This is a genomic window from Rehaibacterium terrae (genome assembly GCF_014202935.1).
In the GTDB taxonomy this organism is placed as follows: Bacteria; Pseudomonadota; Gammaproteobacteria; order Xanthomonadales; family Xanthomonadaceae; genus Rehaibacterium; species Rehaibacterium terrae.
This window is the reverse complement of record NZ_JACHHX010000015.1, coordinates 1-15,664: the sequence shown is the minus strand read 5'-3', so window position 1 is coordinate 15,664 and position 15,664 is coordinate 1. Positions and strand designations below refer to the sequence as shown.

18 protein-coding genes are annotated in these 15,664 nt (G+C 71.3%); 9 read left to right on the top strand and 9 right to left on the bottom strand.

The window, feature by feature from the left end; genetic code table 11:
- Nucleotides 1-27: 27 nt before the first annotated feature.
- The 4 genes from HNQ58_RS10195 to HNQ58_RS10180 form a co-directional block, all read right to left on the bottom strand.
- The gene (locus tag HNQ58_RS10195; RefSeq protein WP_183948820.1) at nucleotides 28-924 is read right to left on the bottom strand and encodes an alpha/beta fold hydrolase; all 897 of its coding nucleotides are present in this window, start codon (nucleotides 922-924) and stop codon (nucleotides 28-30) included.
- Nucleotides 925-1,018: 94 nt separating this feature from the next.
- The gene (locus tag HNQ58_RS10190) at nucleotides 1,019-2,035 is read right to left on the bottom strand and encodes a 3-oxoacyl-ACP synthase III (protein WP_183948819.1); all 1,017 of its coding nucleotides are present in this window, start codon (nucleotides 2,033-2,035) and stop codon (nucleotides 1,019-1,021) included.
- 99 nt (nucleotides 2,036-2,134) lie between these two features.
- Nucleotides 2,135-2,536 (bottom strand): DUF4156 domain-containing protein, encoded by a 402-nt coding sequence (locus tag HNQ58_RS10185; RefSeq protein WP_183948818.1) that lies wholly within the window; start codon nucleotides 2,534-2,536, stop codon nucleotides 2,135-2,137.
- Between the two features lie 111 nt (nucleotides 2,537-2,647).
- On the bottom strand, nucleotides 2,648-5,404 hold the full coding sequence (locus HNQ58_RS10180) for a M16 family metallopeptidase (protein ID WP_183948817.1): 2,757 nt from the start codon (nucleotides 5,402-5,404) through the stop codon (nucleotides 2,648-2,650).
- 148 nt (nucleotides 5,405-5,552) lie between these two features.
- Between HNQ58_RS10180 and HNQ58_RS10175 the strand changes: the two genes are divergently transcribed.
- The 5 genes from HNQ58_RS10175 (at nucleotide 5,553) to HNQ58_RS10155 (ending at nucleotide 8,630) form a co-directional block, all read left to right on the top strand.
- The gene (locus HNQ58_RS10175; RefSeq protein WP_183948816.1) at nucleotides 5,553-6,251 is read left to right on the top strand and encodes an SDR family oxidoreductase; all 699 of its coding nucleotides are present in this window, start codon (nucleotides 5,553-5,555) and stop codon (nucleotides 6,249-6,251) included.
- Complete coding sequence (locus HNQ58_RS10170) at nucleotides 6,251-7,006, top strand: hypothetical protein (protein WP_183948815.1); 756 nt, start codon at nucleotides 6,251-6,253, stop codon at nucleotides 7,004-7,006. Before HNQ58_RS10175 ends, HNQ58_RS10170 begins: the two co-directional genes overlap by 1 nt.
- Nucleotides 7,007-7,147: 141 nt before the next feature.
- Complete coding sequence (locus HNQ58_RS10165) at nucleotides 7,148-7,426, top strand: hypothetical protein (RefSeq protein ID WP_183948814.1); 279 nt, start codon at nucleotides 7,148-7,150, stop codon at nucleotides 7,424-7,426.
- Nucleotides 7,427-7,463: 37 nt separating this feature from the next.
- Entirely contained in the window at nucleotides 7,464-7,928 is a 465-nt protein-coding gene (locus tag HNQ58_RS10160; protein ID WP_183948813.1) for a tRNA (cytidine(34)-2'-O)-methyltransferase, read from the top strand.
- 153 nt (nucleotides 7,929-8,081) lie between these two features.
- Nucleotides 8,082-8,630, top strand: coding sequence for a porin (locus tag HNQ58_RS10155; RefSeq protein ID WP_183948812.1), 549 nt, complete (start codon nucleotides 8,082-8,084; stop codon nucleotides 8,628-8,630).
- 75 nt (nucleotides 8,631-8,705) lie between these two features.
- Here HNQ58_RS10155 and HNQ58_RS10150 read toward each other — a convergent pair whose 3' ends face one another.
- The 5 genes from HNQ58_RS10150 to HNQ58_RS10130 all read right to left on the bottom strand — a co-directional run bounded on the left by HNQ58_RS10150 (nucleotide 8,706) and on the right by HNQ58_RS10130 (nucleotide 11,936).
- On the bottom strand, nucleotides 8,706-9,734 hold the full coding sequence (locus HNQ58_RS10150) for an NAD(P)H-dependent glycerol-3-phosphate dehydrogenase (RefSeq protein WP_183948811.1): 1,029 nt from the start codon (nucleotides 9,732-9,734) through the stop codon (nucleotides 8,706-8,708).
- Between the two features lie 37 nt (nucleotides 9,735-9,771).
- On the bottom strand, nucleotides 9,772-10,290 hold the full coding sequence (secB, locus tag HNQ58_RS10145) for a protein-export chaperone SecB (protein WP_183948810.1): 519 nt from the start codon (nucleotides 10,288-10,290) through the stop codon (nucleotides 9,772-9,774).
- A 95-nt stretch (nucleotides 10,291-10,385) separates the two neighbouring features.
- Complete coding sequence (locus HNQ58_RS10140) at nucleotides 10,386-10,820, bottom strand: rhodanese-like domain-containing protein (protein WP_343057280.1); 435 nt, start codon at nucleotides 10,818-10,820, stop codon at nucleotides 10,386-10,388.
- 184 nt (nucleotides 10,821-11,004) lie between these two features.
- A complete protein-coding gene (locus tag HNQ58_RS10135; protein WP_183948808.1) occupies nucleotides 11,005-11,430 on the bottom strand; it encodes a hypothetical protein in 426 nt (141 codons plus the stop codon).
- A gap of 32 nt (nucleotides 11,431-11,462) precedes the next feature.
- Nucleotides 11,463-11,936 (bottom strand): YiiD C-terminal domain-containing protein, encoded by a 474-nt coding sequence (locus HNQ58_RS10130; protein ID WP_183948807.1) that lies wholly within the window; start codon nucleotides 11,934-11,936, stop codon nucleotides 11,463-11,465.
- Between the two features lie 34 nt (nucleotides 11,937-11,970).
- On the opposite strand from HNQ58_RS10130, the gene HNQ58_RS10125 reads away from it, so the two are divergent.
- The 4 genes from HNQ58_RS10125 to HNQ58_RS10110 are packed head-to-tail and all read left to right on the top strand — an operon-like array spanning nucleotide 11,971 to nucleotide 15,396.
- Nucleotides 11,971-12,747 carry a uroporphyrinogen-III synthase gene (locus tag HNQ58_RS10125; RefSeq protein WP_183948806.1) on the top strand — a complete coding sequence of 259 codons (777 nt, stop codon included), beginning with the start codon at nucleotides 11,971-11,973 and terminating at the stop codon, nucleotides 12,745-12,747.
- Between the two features lie 33 nt (nucleotides 12,748-12,780).
- Complete coding sequence (locus HNQ58_RS13635) at nucleotides 12,781-13,782, top strand: uroporphyrinogen-III C-methyltransferase (protein ID WP_183948805.1); 1,002 nt, start codon at nucleotides 12,781-12,783, stop codon at nucleotides 13,780-13,782.
- A complete protein-coding gene (locus tag HNQ58_RS10115; RefSeq protein ID WP_183948804.1) occupies nucleotides 13,779-15,038 on the top strand; it encodes a heme biosynthesis HemY N-terminal domain-containing protein in 1,260 nt (419 codons plus the stop codon). The genes HNQ58_RS13635 and HNQ58_RS10115 overlap by 4 nt, the downstream gene beginning before the upstream one ends.
- A 25-nt stretch (nucleotides 15,039-15,063) precedes the next feature.
- Entirely contained in the window at nucleotides 15,064-15,396 is a 333-nt protein-coding gene (locus tag HNQ58_RS10110; protein ID WP_183948803.1) for a ribonuclease E inhibitor RraB, read from the top strand.
- Nucleotides 15,397-15,664: the final 268 nt, after the last annotated feature.

The window sequence follows — 15,664 nt, the reverse complement described above, 5'->3', positions numbered from 1 at the left end:
GTCCCCTCGTTTCTCACTCCTCGTTTCTCATCCAGGCTCTGCGCCGACCGGATGCCGGTCGAGGAATTCGCGGATCGCCGGCACCAGCGTCTCGGCCTTGTCCTCCAGCACATAGTGGCCGGCATCCTCGAAGGCATGCACCTCGGCCCGCGGCAACGCGCGGGTGAAACCATCGAGGAAGTGCTTGTCGAAGACGAAATCCTTCAGCCCCCAGCCGATGAAGGCGGGGCGGTCGGCGAATTCGGGCAGGCGCCTGCCGGCCTCCTCCACCAGCTTCCAGGCGCGGTCGCGCGGCGACAGCGGGATGTCCTGCACGAAGCGCAAGGTGGCGATGCGGTTGCGCCAGGAGTCGTAGGGCGCGGTGTAGGCGCGACGCACGTCGGCCGGCATCGGCCGCGCGACCCCGAAGCGCGCCGCGCCGGCGGCAAAGGCGTTGAAGCCGCGGATCGCCAGCGCGCCAAGGTTGTAGTCGCGGCCGATCTTGAGTTGCCAGGGCATCGGCTTGTCGCCCGGCAGCGGGAACGCGGCGGTGTTGAGGATCACCAGCCGCTTCACCCGCGCGGGATTCTGCAGCGCCCAACCGAAACCGATCATGCCGCCCCAGTCGTGCACGGCCAGGGTGATGCGCCCGCCGAGGTCGAGGCGGTCGATCAGCGTCGCGAGGTCATCGATGCGGCTTTGCAGGGTGTAGCGGTACCGCCTGTCGTCCGGCTTGTCCGACAGGCCCATGCCGACATGGTCGGGCACGACGCAGCGGTAGCGCTCGCGCAGGCCGAGCACCAGTTTTCGCCAGTAGTAACTCCACGACGGGTTGCCGTGCAGCATCAGCACCGGGTCGCCCTGCCCCTCGTCGAGGTAGTGCATGCCGATGCCGGGGCGCACTTCGAAGCGGTGGCCGGTGAAGGGGTAGTCGGGATAGCTCATCGCGGAATCAACCATGCCGGCATGCGGGCGCCGGAAACGGCATGGGCCGGGAATACCGGCCCATGCCACGGGAATGCGGGGCGCACCCCGCGGCTTACCAGACCACTTCGGCCATCGAGCAGTTCAGGCCCGAGCCGATGCCGAGCAGGGCGACGCGCTTGCCCTTCTTGAGGCGGCCGAGCTCGCGCAGCTTGCTCAGCACGATCGGCACCGAGGCCGGGCCGATGTTGCCGTGCTCGGGGAAGATGGTGTGGACCTTGCGCGGGTCGATGCCGAAGGCCTTGATGAAGGCCTCGGTATGGACGCGGCTGACCTGGTGGATGACGAACTCGTCCAGCTCATCCACCACCCAACCCATCGCCGCCTTGGCGGCGGCGAAGGTCAGCTGGGCCAGCTTGACGCCTTCGATCAGCAGCATCTTGGTGTCGGTGACCATGCGGTCGAGGTTGCCGCGGCACAGGCCGTTCCACTTGGTCGCGGCGCGGGTGACGCCGCCCTTGTAGCGCGGCGCCTCCGGCACCAGCTCGCTGCGCGCCAGCACCATGGCGGCGGCGCCGCAGCCCAGGGTGAGCGTGGCCAGTTCGTTGCGGAACGCTTCCTCGGTGATGTCCGGGGCGCTCATGCGCTCCAGGGTCTTCTCGTAGGCGAGGTTGGCGGTCTCGCCGTCGACCACCAGGGCGTAGTCGATCTCGCCGCGCTCGATCATGCGGCTGGCGACGTCCATGCCGTTCAGGAAGGCCAGGCAGGCATTGGCCAGGTCGAAGTTCTGGCAATGCTCGGACAGGCCGAGGTTGCCGGAGACGATGCTGGCGGTGGACGGCTCCAGGTAGTCGCGGCTGACCGACGTGTTGACCAGCAGGCCGATCTTCTCGCGCGGCACGCCGGCGTCGGCCAGGGCCTTCTCGGCGGCCAGGGTGGCGGCATCGGAGGCCTGCATGTCGTCGTCCCAGAGGCGGCGTGCGTAGATGCCGGCGATATCCTGCAGGACGTCGACGCGGATCTTCAGGCGGTCGAGGGTCGGCTTCAGGCGCGCGTTGATCTCCGCGGAGGTCAGCGTGCGCGGGGCGTCGATGTGCGCCAGGCCGGCGATCGAAACGTGCTGGAACAGCATGGGCGTACGGTCGGGTTTGGAAGTGTAAGCCGTCGGATGTTACCCGCTTCCACCCCCTGCCGCACCCGTGCGTCTCACGGAGCGCGAGACGGAACCCGTTCAGCGCTCGTCGATCGGAAAGGTCTCCGCCTCGCCGGCGCGGGGCGTGCCGTCGCGTGCGCCGCGCGCGACCGGGGCGGCAGTCCCGCAGCTGTAGGCGACAAAGCGCTGCTCGCCCTCGCGCGGCTCGGTCCGGGGCTGGATGGTGTCGGCACCCAGGCCGACCGCCTCGTTGCGGGCCAGGGTCTCCAGCTCGTCGCGCACCTTGAGGTGGTTGCGTTGGTAGAAGGCGACGCTGTCCTTGACCGAGACGGCGATCTCGCCGCGCCGCTGGCAGGCGGTCAGTTCCTGCCCGGCCGGAACGACCCGCACGGTCTGCGCGCCCGGGGCCATCTTCACCCAGACGCAGCCGGCGAGCAGGGCGGGGACGGTGAGGGCGGCGGCAATCAGGAACTGGCGCATCGTGGCGATCCTCGGGGCATGAACGACGATGGGCGGGATTGTCGCCCCGCCCATCGTCACTGAACAGGCCATGCGGGCAGCGCGGCCCACGGCTGTTCAGCTTCCCGCCATTCAGCGCAGCAGGTTGCCGTCGGCGTCCATCACCCGGACCTCGCCCAGGCCGAGCTCGCGAATCGGCTGCTCGATCTTGCCGAGGTCGCCGACGATGACCCAGGTCAGGGCATCCGGGTCGAGCAGGCCGGCGGCGGCCCGCACGGCCTCGACGGTCATCGCCTCGGTGCGTTCCTGCAGTTGGCGCACATAGTCGTCCGGGCGACCGTAGCGGACGATGCCGCTGATGGTGCCGAGCACGGCGCTGGCGGTTTCGTAGGCGCCCGGCATGGCACGGATGTTGCGGGCCTTGATCTTGTCGACCTCGTCCTCGCTGGCCGGACGGATGCCGCGGGCGAATTCGGCGATCTCGCGCTGGATCTCGCCGATGGCATCGATGGTGCGGTCGATCTGCACGGGCGCCGAGACGATCCAGGGGCGCTGACCCTTGGCACCCGAGGCCGAGCTGAAGGCACCGTAGGACCAGCTCTTCTCCTCGCGCAGGTTCATGTTGATGCGCGAGGTGAAGGTGCCGCCGAACACGCCGTTGGCGATGTCGAAGTCGAGCGCCTGCTCGTCCATGGTCGAATTGACCAGCTGGCCGACCAGGATGTTGGCCTGGATCGCGCCGGGCTGGTGGACCAGGAACACGCGCGACTGCGTCGGCCGCTCGGCGCGCGGGATCTCCCGCACCGGCAGCGGCGTGGCCGGCGCCTTCCAGTCGCCGAAGTGCTTGTTCAGCAGCGGCACGATCTCGTCGAGCGTGGTGTCGCCGACCACGATCACGGTGGCGTTGTCCGGACGCAGCCAGTCGCGATGCCAGGCGACCAGCTCCTCACGGGTCAGGGCCGTGACCGAGGCCTCGCTGCCGCTGCCGGTGAACGGGATCGCGTAAGGGTGCCCCTCGCCGTACAGCAGCGGCGGCAGCAGGCGGAAGCCGATTGTGTTCGGTCGCGCTTTTTCCTGGGCGATGCCGGCCAGCCACTGCTTGCGCACGCGCTCGATCTCGGCGGGGTCGAAGCGCGGGCGGCGCACCACGTCGGCGAACAGCGCCAGCGAGGGCTCGAGTTTCTCCTTGAGCGCGGACAGGCTGACGCTGGCCGCGTCGAGGCTGGCGCCACTGCCGATGTTGGCACCCAGCGACTCGGTGGCGGCGGCCAGCTCCAGCGCCGAGTAGCGGCCGGCGCCTTCGTCGAGCATGGCCATGGTGAAGCTCGACGTGCCGAGCTTGCGGCCGGCATCGGCGGCATAGCCGCCGGCGAACTCCATGCTGATCTGCACCACAGGAATCTCGCGGCGCTCGGCCAGAATCAGCTGCATGCCGTTGGCCAGGGTGGCGCGCTGCAGCGCCGGGAAGGTCACGTCGGGGAACTCGTCGACCGGCGGCACGCCCTTGGACCGGTCGACGTCGCTGGCGACGGTCGAGTAGCTCGGGAACGGCAGCACGGTCAGGGTGTGGTCGCCGCGGGCGAGCCAGCGCGCGGCGGCCTCGCGCACCTCCGCCGGGGTGGCGCGCTCGAGCCGCGCCAGTCTGTCGCGGAAGCAGCCGGGGTTGCCGGTGAACACGGCGCACTCGGCCAGCACGTCGGACTTGCCGCCGAAGCCGCCGACCCGCTCGATGCCGCGCACGAAGGCGGCCTTGAACACGGTGCGCGCGCGCTCGAGCTCCTGCGCGGTCGGCCCTTGGGCGATGAGCCGGCCCAGCTCCTCCTCGATGACCGCCTCGACCTTGGCCGGATCGACGCCCTGCTTGACGGTGGCCACGATGATGAAGTTGCCCGACAACTCCTGCGGCCAGGCCTGCGCGGTGATGTTGTCGACCCACTGCAGCTCGTGCACCAGGCGCCGGTCGAGCCGCGAGGAGGCGCTGCCGCCGAGCACGCGCGCGAACAGTTGCAGACGGTCCATGTCGGGCTGACCGTACTCGGCCACGTTCCACACCCGGTAGATGCGCGCCTGCGGCACGCGGTCGTACATGGTCTCGCGGGTGGACTCCTGGCGCGCCGCCACCCAGGCGTTCTTGCGGGTCAGCGGCGGGCCGGCCGGGATGTCGCCGAAATAGCGGGTGACCTTGTCCTTCGCCGTCGCCACGTCGATGTCGCCGGCCAGCACCAGCACGGCATTGTTGGGGCCGTACCAGGTCTTGAACCATTCCTTCACGTCGTCGAGCGAGGCCGCTTCCAGGTCTTCCATCGAACCGATGGTGGTCCAGCTGTACGGATGGCCGGCGGGATAGCTGGCCGCGCTCAACGCCTCCCAGACCCGGCCGTAGGGCTGGTTCTCGCCCTGGCGCTTCTCGTTCTGCACCACGCCACGCTGCTCGTCGAGCAGCTCCTGGGTGACCGCGCCGAGGAAGTGCCCCATGCGGTCGGATTCCATCCACAGCGCCATGTCCAGCGCCGTGGTCGGCACGTTCTGGAAGTAGTTGGTGCGGTCGGTGTTGGTGGTGCCGTTCATGCCGGTGGCGCCGACCCGCTCGAACGGCGCGAAATACTCGCCCCGGTAGTTCTCCGAGCCCTGGAACATCAGGTGCTCGAACAGGTGGGCGAAACCGGTCTTGCCGGGCTTCTCGTCCTTGGAGCCGACGTGGTACCAGACATTGACCGCGACGATCGGCGCCTTGCGGTCCTCGTGCACGATCACCCGCAGGCCGTTGGGCAGGGTGAATTCCTCGTAAGGGATGTCGATGCCGTCGGCGGCGGCCAGGCGCGGCGCCAGCACGGCGGCGAGGGCCAGGCCCAGGACGGGCGCGCGGAAGGATCGAAAGGCGTGGGTCATACCGTCTCCCTGGTTTGGTCGATGGCGGTCGGCGCGACCGCGAACCGGCATCCTAGCAGCGCGGGCAGGATCGGCCACCTGCCATTCGTTGACAGGCCGTACACTGCGGCACCCGCCAAGATGGCCCACGACACCTGCAGGTGAGGTCATGAAACGCGTCCTGGTCACCGGCGCCAACCGCGGTCTCGGGCTGGCCTTCGTGCGGCGGTTGCTCGCCCGCGGCGATCGCGTCGCCGCCGCCTGCCGTCACCCCGGCCGCGCCAACGCGCTCACCCAGCTGGCCGCCGCGCACCCGGGCCATCTGCATGTGCTGCAGGCCGATCTGGCCAAGCCGGCCAGCATCGCCGAGCTCGCCCGCGAGGCGGCGCTGGTCTTCGACGGCCTGGAGCTGCTGATCAACAACGCGGGCGTGCTGCCCTCGGGCGAGCGTTTCGGCGCGGTGGAGGCGGATACGCTCGACCACAGCTTCCGCGTCAACGCGATGGCGCCGTTCCTGCTCACCCAGGCGCTGGCGCCACTGCTGGCGAAAGGCGATCGCGCCACCGTGCTCAATCTCGGCAGCGCCATGGCCTCGCTCAGCGGCGTGCGCGAGTTCCGCTCGCCGAGCTATGCCATTTCGAAAGCGGCGCTGAACATGGCCACCCGCGAGCTGGCCCAGGCGCTGGCACCGCAAGGCATCATCGTGCTCGCCGTCAGCCCGGGCTGGATCCGCACCGACATGGGCGGCGAGAACGCACCGACGTCGCCGGAGGATGCCGCCGCCGCGCTGCTGAGGCTGCTGGATCGCGCCGGCCCGGCCGACAGCGGGCGCTTCGTCGACCGCGACGGCGAGGACATCCCGTGGTGATGCGGCTGGCACTGCCGCTGCTGTTGCTGGCCACGCCGGCCTGGGCCGGCTGGCAGACCTACAGCGGCAAGGCCCACGCGCCTGAAGACGGCCGCCTGCTCTACGTCGAGCAGCACCTGCAGCGCTTCGATGGTGACAGCCTGCGCGAACGCTGGGTGATCTACCGTTGCCCGGACGGGCTGCCGTTCGCACGCAAGCGGATCGACTACGCGCCCTCGCCGGTCGCCCCGGCCTTCGTGCTGGAGGACGGGCGCGACGGCTACCGCGAAGGGCTGCGCTGGCAGGACGACGGCGTCGAGCTGTTCGCGTACGACCCGGCCGGCGACGGCGAGCGCCGCGCCCGGCTCGCCGCGGCGGCCGAACTGGTCGCCGATGCCGGCTTCGACGAGTTCATCCGTCGCGAGTGGGACCGGCTGCTGGCTGGCGAAACGGTGACGCTGCGCTTCGCCATTCCGGCGCGCGGTCAGGCGCTCGCGTTCCGGGTTCGCCACCAGGGCCGGGTCGACATCGACGCACGGCCGGCCGAGCTGTTCCGGCTCAGGCTCGGCGGCATGCTCGGCTGGATCGCGCCGCACATCGACGTCGCCTACACCCGTGACGGGCGCCGGCTGCGGCGCTACGAGGGCCTGAGCAATCTGCGCGACGGGCAAGGCCGGCAATGGATGGCGCGGATCGATTTCCCGGACACGCCGACGGCCGTGACCCAGGCCGAAGTCGAGCGGGCCCGGCGCGAGCCCCTGCGCACCTGTGGCTGAGCCGTAGCTGTCCGAAGCCGGACGCGCGTCCGCTTCCGGACACCCCGCGCGCGGGAGATCTTCTTTTGAATCAACGATGTAACCAATGGCATGGGTTCTGCATCCTATCCCATGGAACCAAGCCGATCCCGGATTCTCGCCATGTTGCTCAAGACCCAATTGCTGCGCGGCCTGTTCGCCCTGCCGTTGCTCGGCCTGATGCTGCTCGCGCACAGCGTGCTCGGCCACCGCCCCGGTCCGCCGACGTCGATCGAGTCCGCCGTCCAGCGCCTGCTCGACGGCGCCGAACTCACCGCCGAACCGGCGCCGGCCTGCACGGATGACGTCCCTCGCAGCGCTCCCGCCCGCTGGCTGATCAGCACCCCGGCCGACCTGCCGCTCCCGGCACGTGCGCGCGCGGCGGCCTGTCCGCGCACCTGAGGCGACGCGCCACCCGCGCGCACCGGATAATGCGCGCATGTTCAACGTCATCCTGTTCCGGCCCGAGATTCCGCCCAACACGGGCAACGTCATCCGGCTGTGCGCCAACAGTGGCGCCCGTCTGCACCTGGTCCGGCCGCTGGGCTTCGCGCTGGACGACAAGCGCCTGCGCCGGGCCGGACTCGACTACCACGAGTACGCCACACTGGCCGTGCACGACGATCTGTCCGCCTGCCTGGCGGCGATCGGCGACAGCCGCCTGTTCGCGCTCAGCACGCGCGGCTGCGAGCGCTACGACCGCGTCGCCTGGCGGGCCAACGACAGCCTGCTGTTCGGCCCGGAAACCCGCGGCCTGCCCGAGGACGTACTCACCGCGGTTCCGCCCGCGCAGCGCCTGCGCCTGCCGATGCGGCCGGGCAACCGCAGCCTCAACCTCTCCAACGCCGTGGCGGTGGTGGTCTACGAGGCCTGGCGGCAGCACGATTTCGCCGGCGCCGGCTGAACGCGGCCCGGGCCGCACGGCCGCCAGGCTGAATACCGCCCAACCGCGCCGGGCAACGCGGCGCGCGTGTTCAGCACGCCGTTAAACAAGCGTTGGAATACTGCGCCGCACTGCCCCCGGGCGGTCCCTACGACAAAACCAACGAGGTTACCCATGAAGCGTACTCTGCTGGCCCTGGCGCTCACCGCCGCCCTGCCCTTCGCCGCCCAGGCGAGCGAGCTGTCCTACAACTACATCGAGGGCGGCTACAGCCGCGTCAGCGGCAGCCCGAAGGTCGACGGCTGGGGCCTGAAGGGCTCCGTGGCCCTGGGTTCCAACTTCCACGCCTTCGGCGGCTACACCCAGTACGACGTGTCGCGCAGCAACATCGACATCGACTACTGGAACCTGGGCGTCGGCTACAACCACAGCCTCGGCCAGAACGCCGACCTGGTCGCCCGCGTCGCCTACCAGCGCGCCAAGGTGAGCGGTTTCAGCAGCCTGGACGGCTGGTTCACCGAGGTCGGCGTGCGCGGCATGCTGACGCCGAACTTCGAAGGCTACATCTTCGCCGGCTACGAGAACGGCGACGACATCGACAGCGAGTTCTACGGCCGCGTCGGCGCCCAGTACAAGTTCACCCCGAACTTCGGTCTGGTGGCGGACGTCAAGTTCGTCGACGGTGACCAGGAATACTTCATCGGTCCGCGCATCAGCTTCTGATGCTCGACACCGGCGACAGCAAAAAGCCCGGCCGTGCCGGGCTTTTTGTTTGTGCATCCGCCACGCCCGGACCGCTCAGAGGCGGAGCAGGTCCTGCGGATACTCCGGCTTCTGCTCGCGCGAAAGCAGCAGATGCAGGCCCTCGGTGGGCGTGATCTCCTCCCGCAGGACGCGCTGCACCAGCGAGGAAATCGGCAGTTCGACGCCGTGACGGTCGGCCAGCCGCATCACCTCGTCGGCGGTCTGGGTGCTCTCGACCACCTGGCCGATCGCGGCGACCGCCTCCCTGATCGACTGGCCGCGGCCGAGCGCCAGGCCGAGCCGGCGGTTGCGCGACAGGTCGCCGGTGCAGGTGAGCACGAGATCGCCCAGGCCGGCCAGGCCCATCAGCGTCTCGGCGCGGCCACCGAGGGCGGCGTTCAGGCGCAGCATCTCGTTCAGGCCGCGGGTGATCAGGCCGGCGCGGGCGTTGAGGCCCAGGCCCATGCCGTCGGCGACACCGGTGGCGACCGCCAGCACGTTCTTCATCGCGCCGCCGAGCTCGGCGCCGAGCAGGTCGTTGCCGGTGTAGGCGCGGAAGGTCGGGCCGTGCAGCACGCCGGCGACGGCCTGCGCGAAGGCATCGTCGTCCGAGTGCACGGTGACCGCGGTCGGCAGGCCCTGTGCGACCTCTCTGGCGAACGACGGGCCGGTGACCACGGCCAGGGGGACACCGGCGCCGAGCGCCTCGGCGGCGACCTCGTGCAGGAAGCGGCCCGAGCCAGGCTCGAAGCCCTTGGTGGCCCAGGCCACCCCCACTCCGGCCTTGCGCAGGGGCGCGATCGCGCGGACGGTGCCGGCGAAGGCATGGCTCGGCGTCGCCACCAGCAGCAGGTCGGCGTCACGCACGGCCTCGGCGAGTTCGGTGGTGGCTTCGAGCGACTCGGGCAGGGCGATGCCCGGCAGGTAGCGTGGGCTCTCGTGCCGTTCGCGGATGGCCGCGGCCTGCACGGCATCGCGGCCCCACAACACGCACGGATGCCCGTTGCGGGCGATCAGCGCCGCCAGCGCGGTACCCCAGGAACCCGCGCCGAGCACGGCGACGCGCAGATCGGCGGTACTCATGCCCACCGGCTCACGCACGCGGCCCCGGATGGTCGGCTCAGGCGTTGCCGGCCGGCGGCTGCTGCTCGGCCTGCAGCTGCTCGGCGCGCCGGCGCAGACCCTCGGCGTACAGCGCCTCGAAGTTGATCGGCTGCAGATAGAACGGCGGGAAGCCGCCGCCCTGCACCAGGTCGCTGATCGTCTGGCGGGCGTAGGGGAACAGCACGTTCGGGCAGTAGGTGCCCAGCATGCCGTCCAGGGTCGGGGCGTCGAAGCCCTGCAGGCCGAAGATGCCGGCCTGCTTGACCTCGACGAGGTAGGCGGTCTTGTCGCCCACCGTGCAGGTCAGGGTCAGGCTGAGCACGACCTCGAACACATCCTGGGCCAGGCCGGTGACCGACTGGCTGAGGTTGAGGTTGAGCTGCGGCTGGACGTTCTGCTCGGTGAAGATCGCCGGTGCATTCGGGGCCTCGAACGAGACGTCCTTGAGATAGATCTTCTGGATCGTGAACTGGGCGCCCTGCGCGGCGGTGTTGTCGGCAGCGGCGGCGGCGCCGTTGGTGGTCTCGTCGGCCATGGAATGACTCCGGGGGTGGATGTAAGGGGAAAGCTCGTGATTATCCCATGCGGGCCCGGGGCGGCAAAATCAAGCCCGGGACGCGGAATCGGCGCTCAGCCGCGGCCCTTGGCCAGCGGCAGCTCGGCCTGCTGCCAGGCGGCCAGGCCACCATCGAGCCAGTAGACCTTGGTGAAGCCGGCCTTGGCCAGGCGCTTGGCGGCGTCGCTCGAGGTCAGGCCGTTGCGGCAGACCACCGCCACCGGCAAGTCCTTCACCTTGGCCAGCACCTTGTTCTCCGGATCGAACTGGCTCATCGCCACGTGCCTGGCTCCGAGGATGTGGCCCTTCTCGAAGTCGGCGATGGCGCTGACATCGATCACCAGCGCGTTCTCGCGGTTGATCAACTGGGTGAGCTGGGCCGGCGTGACCGCCTTGAACGGGCGCGTCAGGCGCGCGATCTCCATCGCGATGATGGCGACGGTGAGGCCGACGAAGGCGAGACTGAGGATCGGATGGTTGCCGATGAATTCGGGCAGGCGTTCGAGCACGGCGGCTCCGTGGGGGCTTGGCAGCGTGGGGGCGGCGATTGTCGCGCAGGCGGGCGGATGGCGCAAAGAAACCGGGAGCCGGGAGCCGGGAGCCGGGAGCCGGGAGCCGGGAGAGAGCATCTGTGCCTCGTCATCCCGGCACAAGCCGGGGCCCATGCTGCTCTCGGCTTCGATGATGCGGCGCTCAGCGCCCGCCGCCGATCTCCGGCACGCCGCTGATCAGCCACCAGCGCTTGGCCTCGGCATCCCAGCGCCATTCCTCGCGGTGGCCGATCACGCGCTCGGCCTGGGTGTGGCGGTTGACCACGCCGATCTGCGCCAGGCGCACGATGTTGCCCTCGGCGGTCTCGCTGCTGCTGACCACCTGGTAGCCGGTCACCCGGAACAGGCCGAGCCGCTCCATTTCCAGCGCGGTCAATGGCTTTTCCTCGCGCAGCTTGGGGTCGACGTAGCCCCAGATCTGGTCCAGTCCGCCCCAGCGCACCGCGCCGGCGTACTGGTACAGGGTGGAGTCGAGGGTGCGCTGGCGCACGCCTTCGCTGGCACAGGCGGCCAGCAGGAGCACGAGGGCGATCGGGAGCAGGCGCTGCAGTCGCATCGTCATGGTCATGGCCGCATTCTTGCCCATCCGGATCGCCGCCGTCACCGGGCCTTGGGCGCCAGCGCGGCGAAGCGGCCGGTGAAACTGGCGGCCTCGCCGCCGCCGGGCAGGCGCACGCAGGCGCTGAGTGTGGCGCGCGCCCGGCCACGTGCGGCGTAGGCGGCGAGGAAATCGTCCCATGACTCGCCCGCGGCCAGCCGCGCCTCGGCGACCAGCTCGTCATACAGCGGCGCCAGGTAACGCACCTGGCTGTCGGCCACATAGACCTCGGCATGCTGCCCGGCCTCGCCGAGCTTGAGCGTCGCCAGCCCCCAGGCGGCCAGCGTCATCAGCCCGGCCAGACTGCCGCCGAAGGCGCAGCCCTTGTCGTTGACGTTGCGCGCCAGCGGCGCCGACAGGCGCAGCGTCTGGCCGTCGTAACCGAGCACGCGCACGCCCATCGCACGGGTCGGCGGCATGCCGTCGTAATGCGCGGCCAGTTCGGCGAGCAGGGCGTCGGTCGCGGCGTGAGTCATGGGCAGTCCGGAAACGGTATGCGAAGCTGGCGCGATGGATTCCAGACGCAAATCCGCGCGGCTGACGGGATGGTACGTGATCTCGCTGCGGCCGGTCGGCCAGCACGCGGCGCCCCGGCGCGCGGCCGCCGCGCACGGCGCGCGCCTGTTCGCCTGCTCGCCGCTGCGGCTGGCCGCCGTACCCGACGACGGCGCGCTCGCCGCCGCGCTTGCCGCGCCGCGGGTGATCTTCACCAGCCCGGCGGCGGTGCGCTTCGCCGCCGCGCAAGCCCGGCTGGGGCCGCGCGCCGGCGCACGCTGGTATGCGGTCGGCGCCGGCACGGCCGCAGCGCTGCGGCGTGCCGGCGTCGCCGGGGTCATGGCGCCGACGCGGATGGATTCGGAAGGCCTGCTCGCCCTGCCCGGCCTGGACAGCGTCGCGGGCCTTGATGTCGGCCTGGTCACCGCACCCGGCGGGCGCGGCACGATCGCCGCCACCCTCACCCGCCGCGGCGCCCGCGTGCGGGTGGCGCGCGTGTACCGCCGCGAAGCGGTGCGCCTGACCGCCGCCACGCGGGCACGGCTGGCGGCGCTGCCGCCGCCACGGGCGGTGCTGGTCAGCAGCGGCGAAGCCTTCGCCGGCTTCTGGTCGCAGCTGGATGCCCGTCAGCAGCGGACGCTCGCCACGGCCGTGTTCGTCGCCAGCAGCGAGCGGCTCGCCGCCATGCTGCGTGGGCACGGCCTGCGCCGTGTGCTGGTCGCTGACAGCGCACGCCCGCGCGCGCTGCTCGAACGCTTGGCCGCGCATGCCGCAACGACGGCGTTTGGGTAGCATGGCGAAAAAAATCACACCCTGCCCCTTGCCGTGACCGACACCGACGCCACTCCTCCCCGATCGCGCCCCGGCGGTGCCTGGCTGTTGGCCGCCCTGGCGCTGGCGGCCGCCGCGCTGGCCGCCTGGCAGTTTGCACCGCGCCTGTCCGCGTGGTGGACCGGCAGCGCCGAACAGGTGGAACCCTCGCCGCTCGACGACCGCCTCGCCGCCATCGAGCGCGAGCTCGACGGCCTGCGCCAGCGCCTGGGCCAGCTCGACCGCCGCGTGGCCGACAACGCCGCCACCCAGCGCGTGCTGCGCGACGAGGTGCTCGGCATCGGCGAGCGTGCTGCGCTGCTGGAGGAGTCGGTCGCCCGCCTCGCCGATCCCCTGCCGCGCGGCGACCACGCCTTGCGCCTGGACGAAGCCGAGCTGCTGCTCGCCATCGGCCTGCAACGCCTGCAACTGGCCGGCGACGCCGCCGCCGCGCTGCGCGCCTACGCGCTCGCCGAGAATGCGCTCGCCGGCCTCGACGATCCCGCCTACATCAGCCTGCGCCAGACCCTGGCGCAGGAACTGGCCGCGCTGCGCGCCCTGCCCGAGGATCCGCGCCTGCGCGCCGCCGGCGAGCTCGACGCACTCGAGGCCGCGCTCGACAGCCTCCCGCTCGCCACGCCCGCGCCGCAGACCGAGCCTTCCGGCGTCGCTCGGCTGATCTCGCGCCTGGTCGAGGTCCGCCCGAGCGGCGATGCCGATCTGCTCGCCCCGGGCGATCGCGATCTCGGCCTGACCGCACTGCGGCTCGAACTCGCGCTGGCCCGTGGCGCGCTGGAGCGGCGCGACCGCAACGGCTTCGACGCCGCGCTGGCCCGGATCCTGGCCTGGCTGCCGCGGCTGTACCCGCCCAGCCCGGCGCGCGACGATCGCCTGCAGCGCCTGCAGGCGCTGCGGGGCCGCGCCCTGGAGCTCGACCTGCCAGTGCTCGGCAGCACCCTCGAGCAGTTGCGCCAGCAGCGCGGCAACCGCGGCACACGGCGGGAGAGCGGCGCATGAGCGTCTTCCGGCAACTGCTGCTCTGGCTGGCCCTGGCGGTGCTCGGCGCGCTCGCCTGGCAACTGCTCGCCGCCGACCCTGGCCAGGTCTTCGTCCGCTTCCACGGCGTCGACTACAGCACCAACGTGCCGATCGCGGTCGGCCTGCTGCTGCTGGCGATGGCCGCCGTGTGGCTGCTCGCGCAGCTGCTGCTGATGCCGTTCCGCGCCTGGCGCCGGCTGCGCGATCGCCGCGCCCGGACGCAACTGGCCGACGGCCTGCTGGCCCTGCACGAAGGCCGCTGGGAGCGCGCCGCCAGGCTGCTCGAACGCGGCGCCGAGGCCGCCCGCACGCTGCGCCTGCCCGCGCTGCTGGCCGCCGCACAGGCCCGCGATGCACACGGCGAGCCGGCCGAGAGCGAGCGCCTGCTGCAGGCCGCCACCACCGGGGACGCCGTCCCGCCCGTGGTCGCCTTGGCCCGCGCCGAACGCCTGCTGCGCCAGGGCCGCGCGGACGACGCACTGGCGCAGCTCGACGCCATCGCCGGCACCCTGCCGCCGCGCGCCCTGGTCGTGCGCTGCGAGGCCCTGCTCGCCGTCGGCCGCGCTGCCGAAGCCTGGGGCCTGCTCGGCGCCCTGCGTCGCACACGCGCGCTGGCGCCGGACGCACTGGCTGCGCTGGAGCTCCGGCTCGCCGCGGCCGCCCTGCGCGAGGCCGACGATGCCCGGGTGCTCGCCGACCGCTGGGACGGCCTGCCGCCGAGCCTGCGACAAACCCCGGATGCGGTCGCCGCCTATGCCCAGCGTGCCGTCGCGCTCGGTCTGGAGGATGCCGCCGCCGAGGCGGTCGAACAGGCGCTGCGCTCGGACTGGTCGGAAACCCTCGCCCTGCTCTACGGTCAGATCCCGCGCGGCCGCGAGGGCTCGCGGCTGACCCGCGCCGAAGCCTGGCTTCGCACGCACCCGGCCAGCCCCGGGCTGCTGGTGACGCTGGGCCGGCTGTGCCGCGAGGAAAGCCTGTGGGGCAAGGCCGAAGACTACCTGCACCGCGCCATCGCACAGGGCGCCGGCGCCGAGGGCTGGGAAGAGCTCGGCCACTGTTTCGCCGCCCAGGGCGACGAGCAGCGCGCCCGGCTGTGTTACGCCAACGCCCTCCGGGCCGGCCGCGCCGAGACTGCCGTCGAGTTGCCGGGCCGCGGCCTGCGCGAACGCATCCAGGACCTGGCCGTGCCCGAGGAACGCGACGAGCACGGCCTGCCTCGCCTGCCACTGCCCTGAAGACGACGCCCGGAGCGAACGCGCCATGAATTCGCTCGAAGACATCCGCGCCCTGTTCGCCGACCTGCGCGAGCAGACCGACTGGAACGTCGACGGCCCGCTGACCTGGGGCTACTACTTCACCGACACCTCGCGCGAGCGCCTCAAGCCGCTGGCCGACCACCTCGCCGCCAACGGCTACCGTTTCGTCGAGCTGTACGCGACCGAGGACAACAAGCGCTATTTCCTGCACATGGAGCGCATCGAGCGGCTGCGCCCGGAAACGCTGTTCAACCGCAATCAGCAGATGGAGGCACTGGCCGCCGAGTTCGGCGTGGAGACCTTCGACGGCATCGACGTCGAGGGGCCGCCGGGCTGAAGGCGACTCGCCGCCCTGCGCGATCTGGCCGACCTTTCGGGCCGGGCATTCCGTGCCTTTGGGTTTCTCGCGACCGTGCCGGCGCTGCGCGCCGGGTGTTTCGTGCGTCTGTGGATATCTCGCTAACTGGCCGGCCCTTCGGGCCGGGGGTTCCGTCCGCCTGCGGGTTTGTAGCGATCTGGCCGGCGCTACGCGCCGGATGTTCCGTCCGCCTGCCGGCGGCCGGGTCACTTTCTCTTGCTTGCCCAAGAGAAAGTGACCAAAGAGA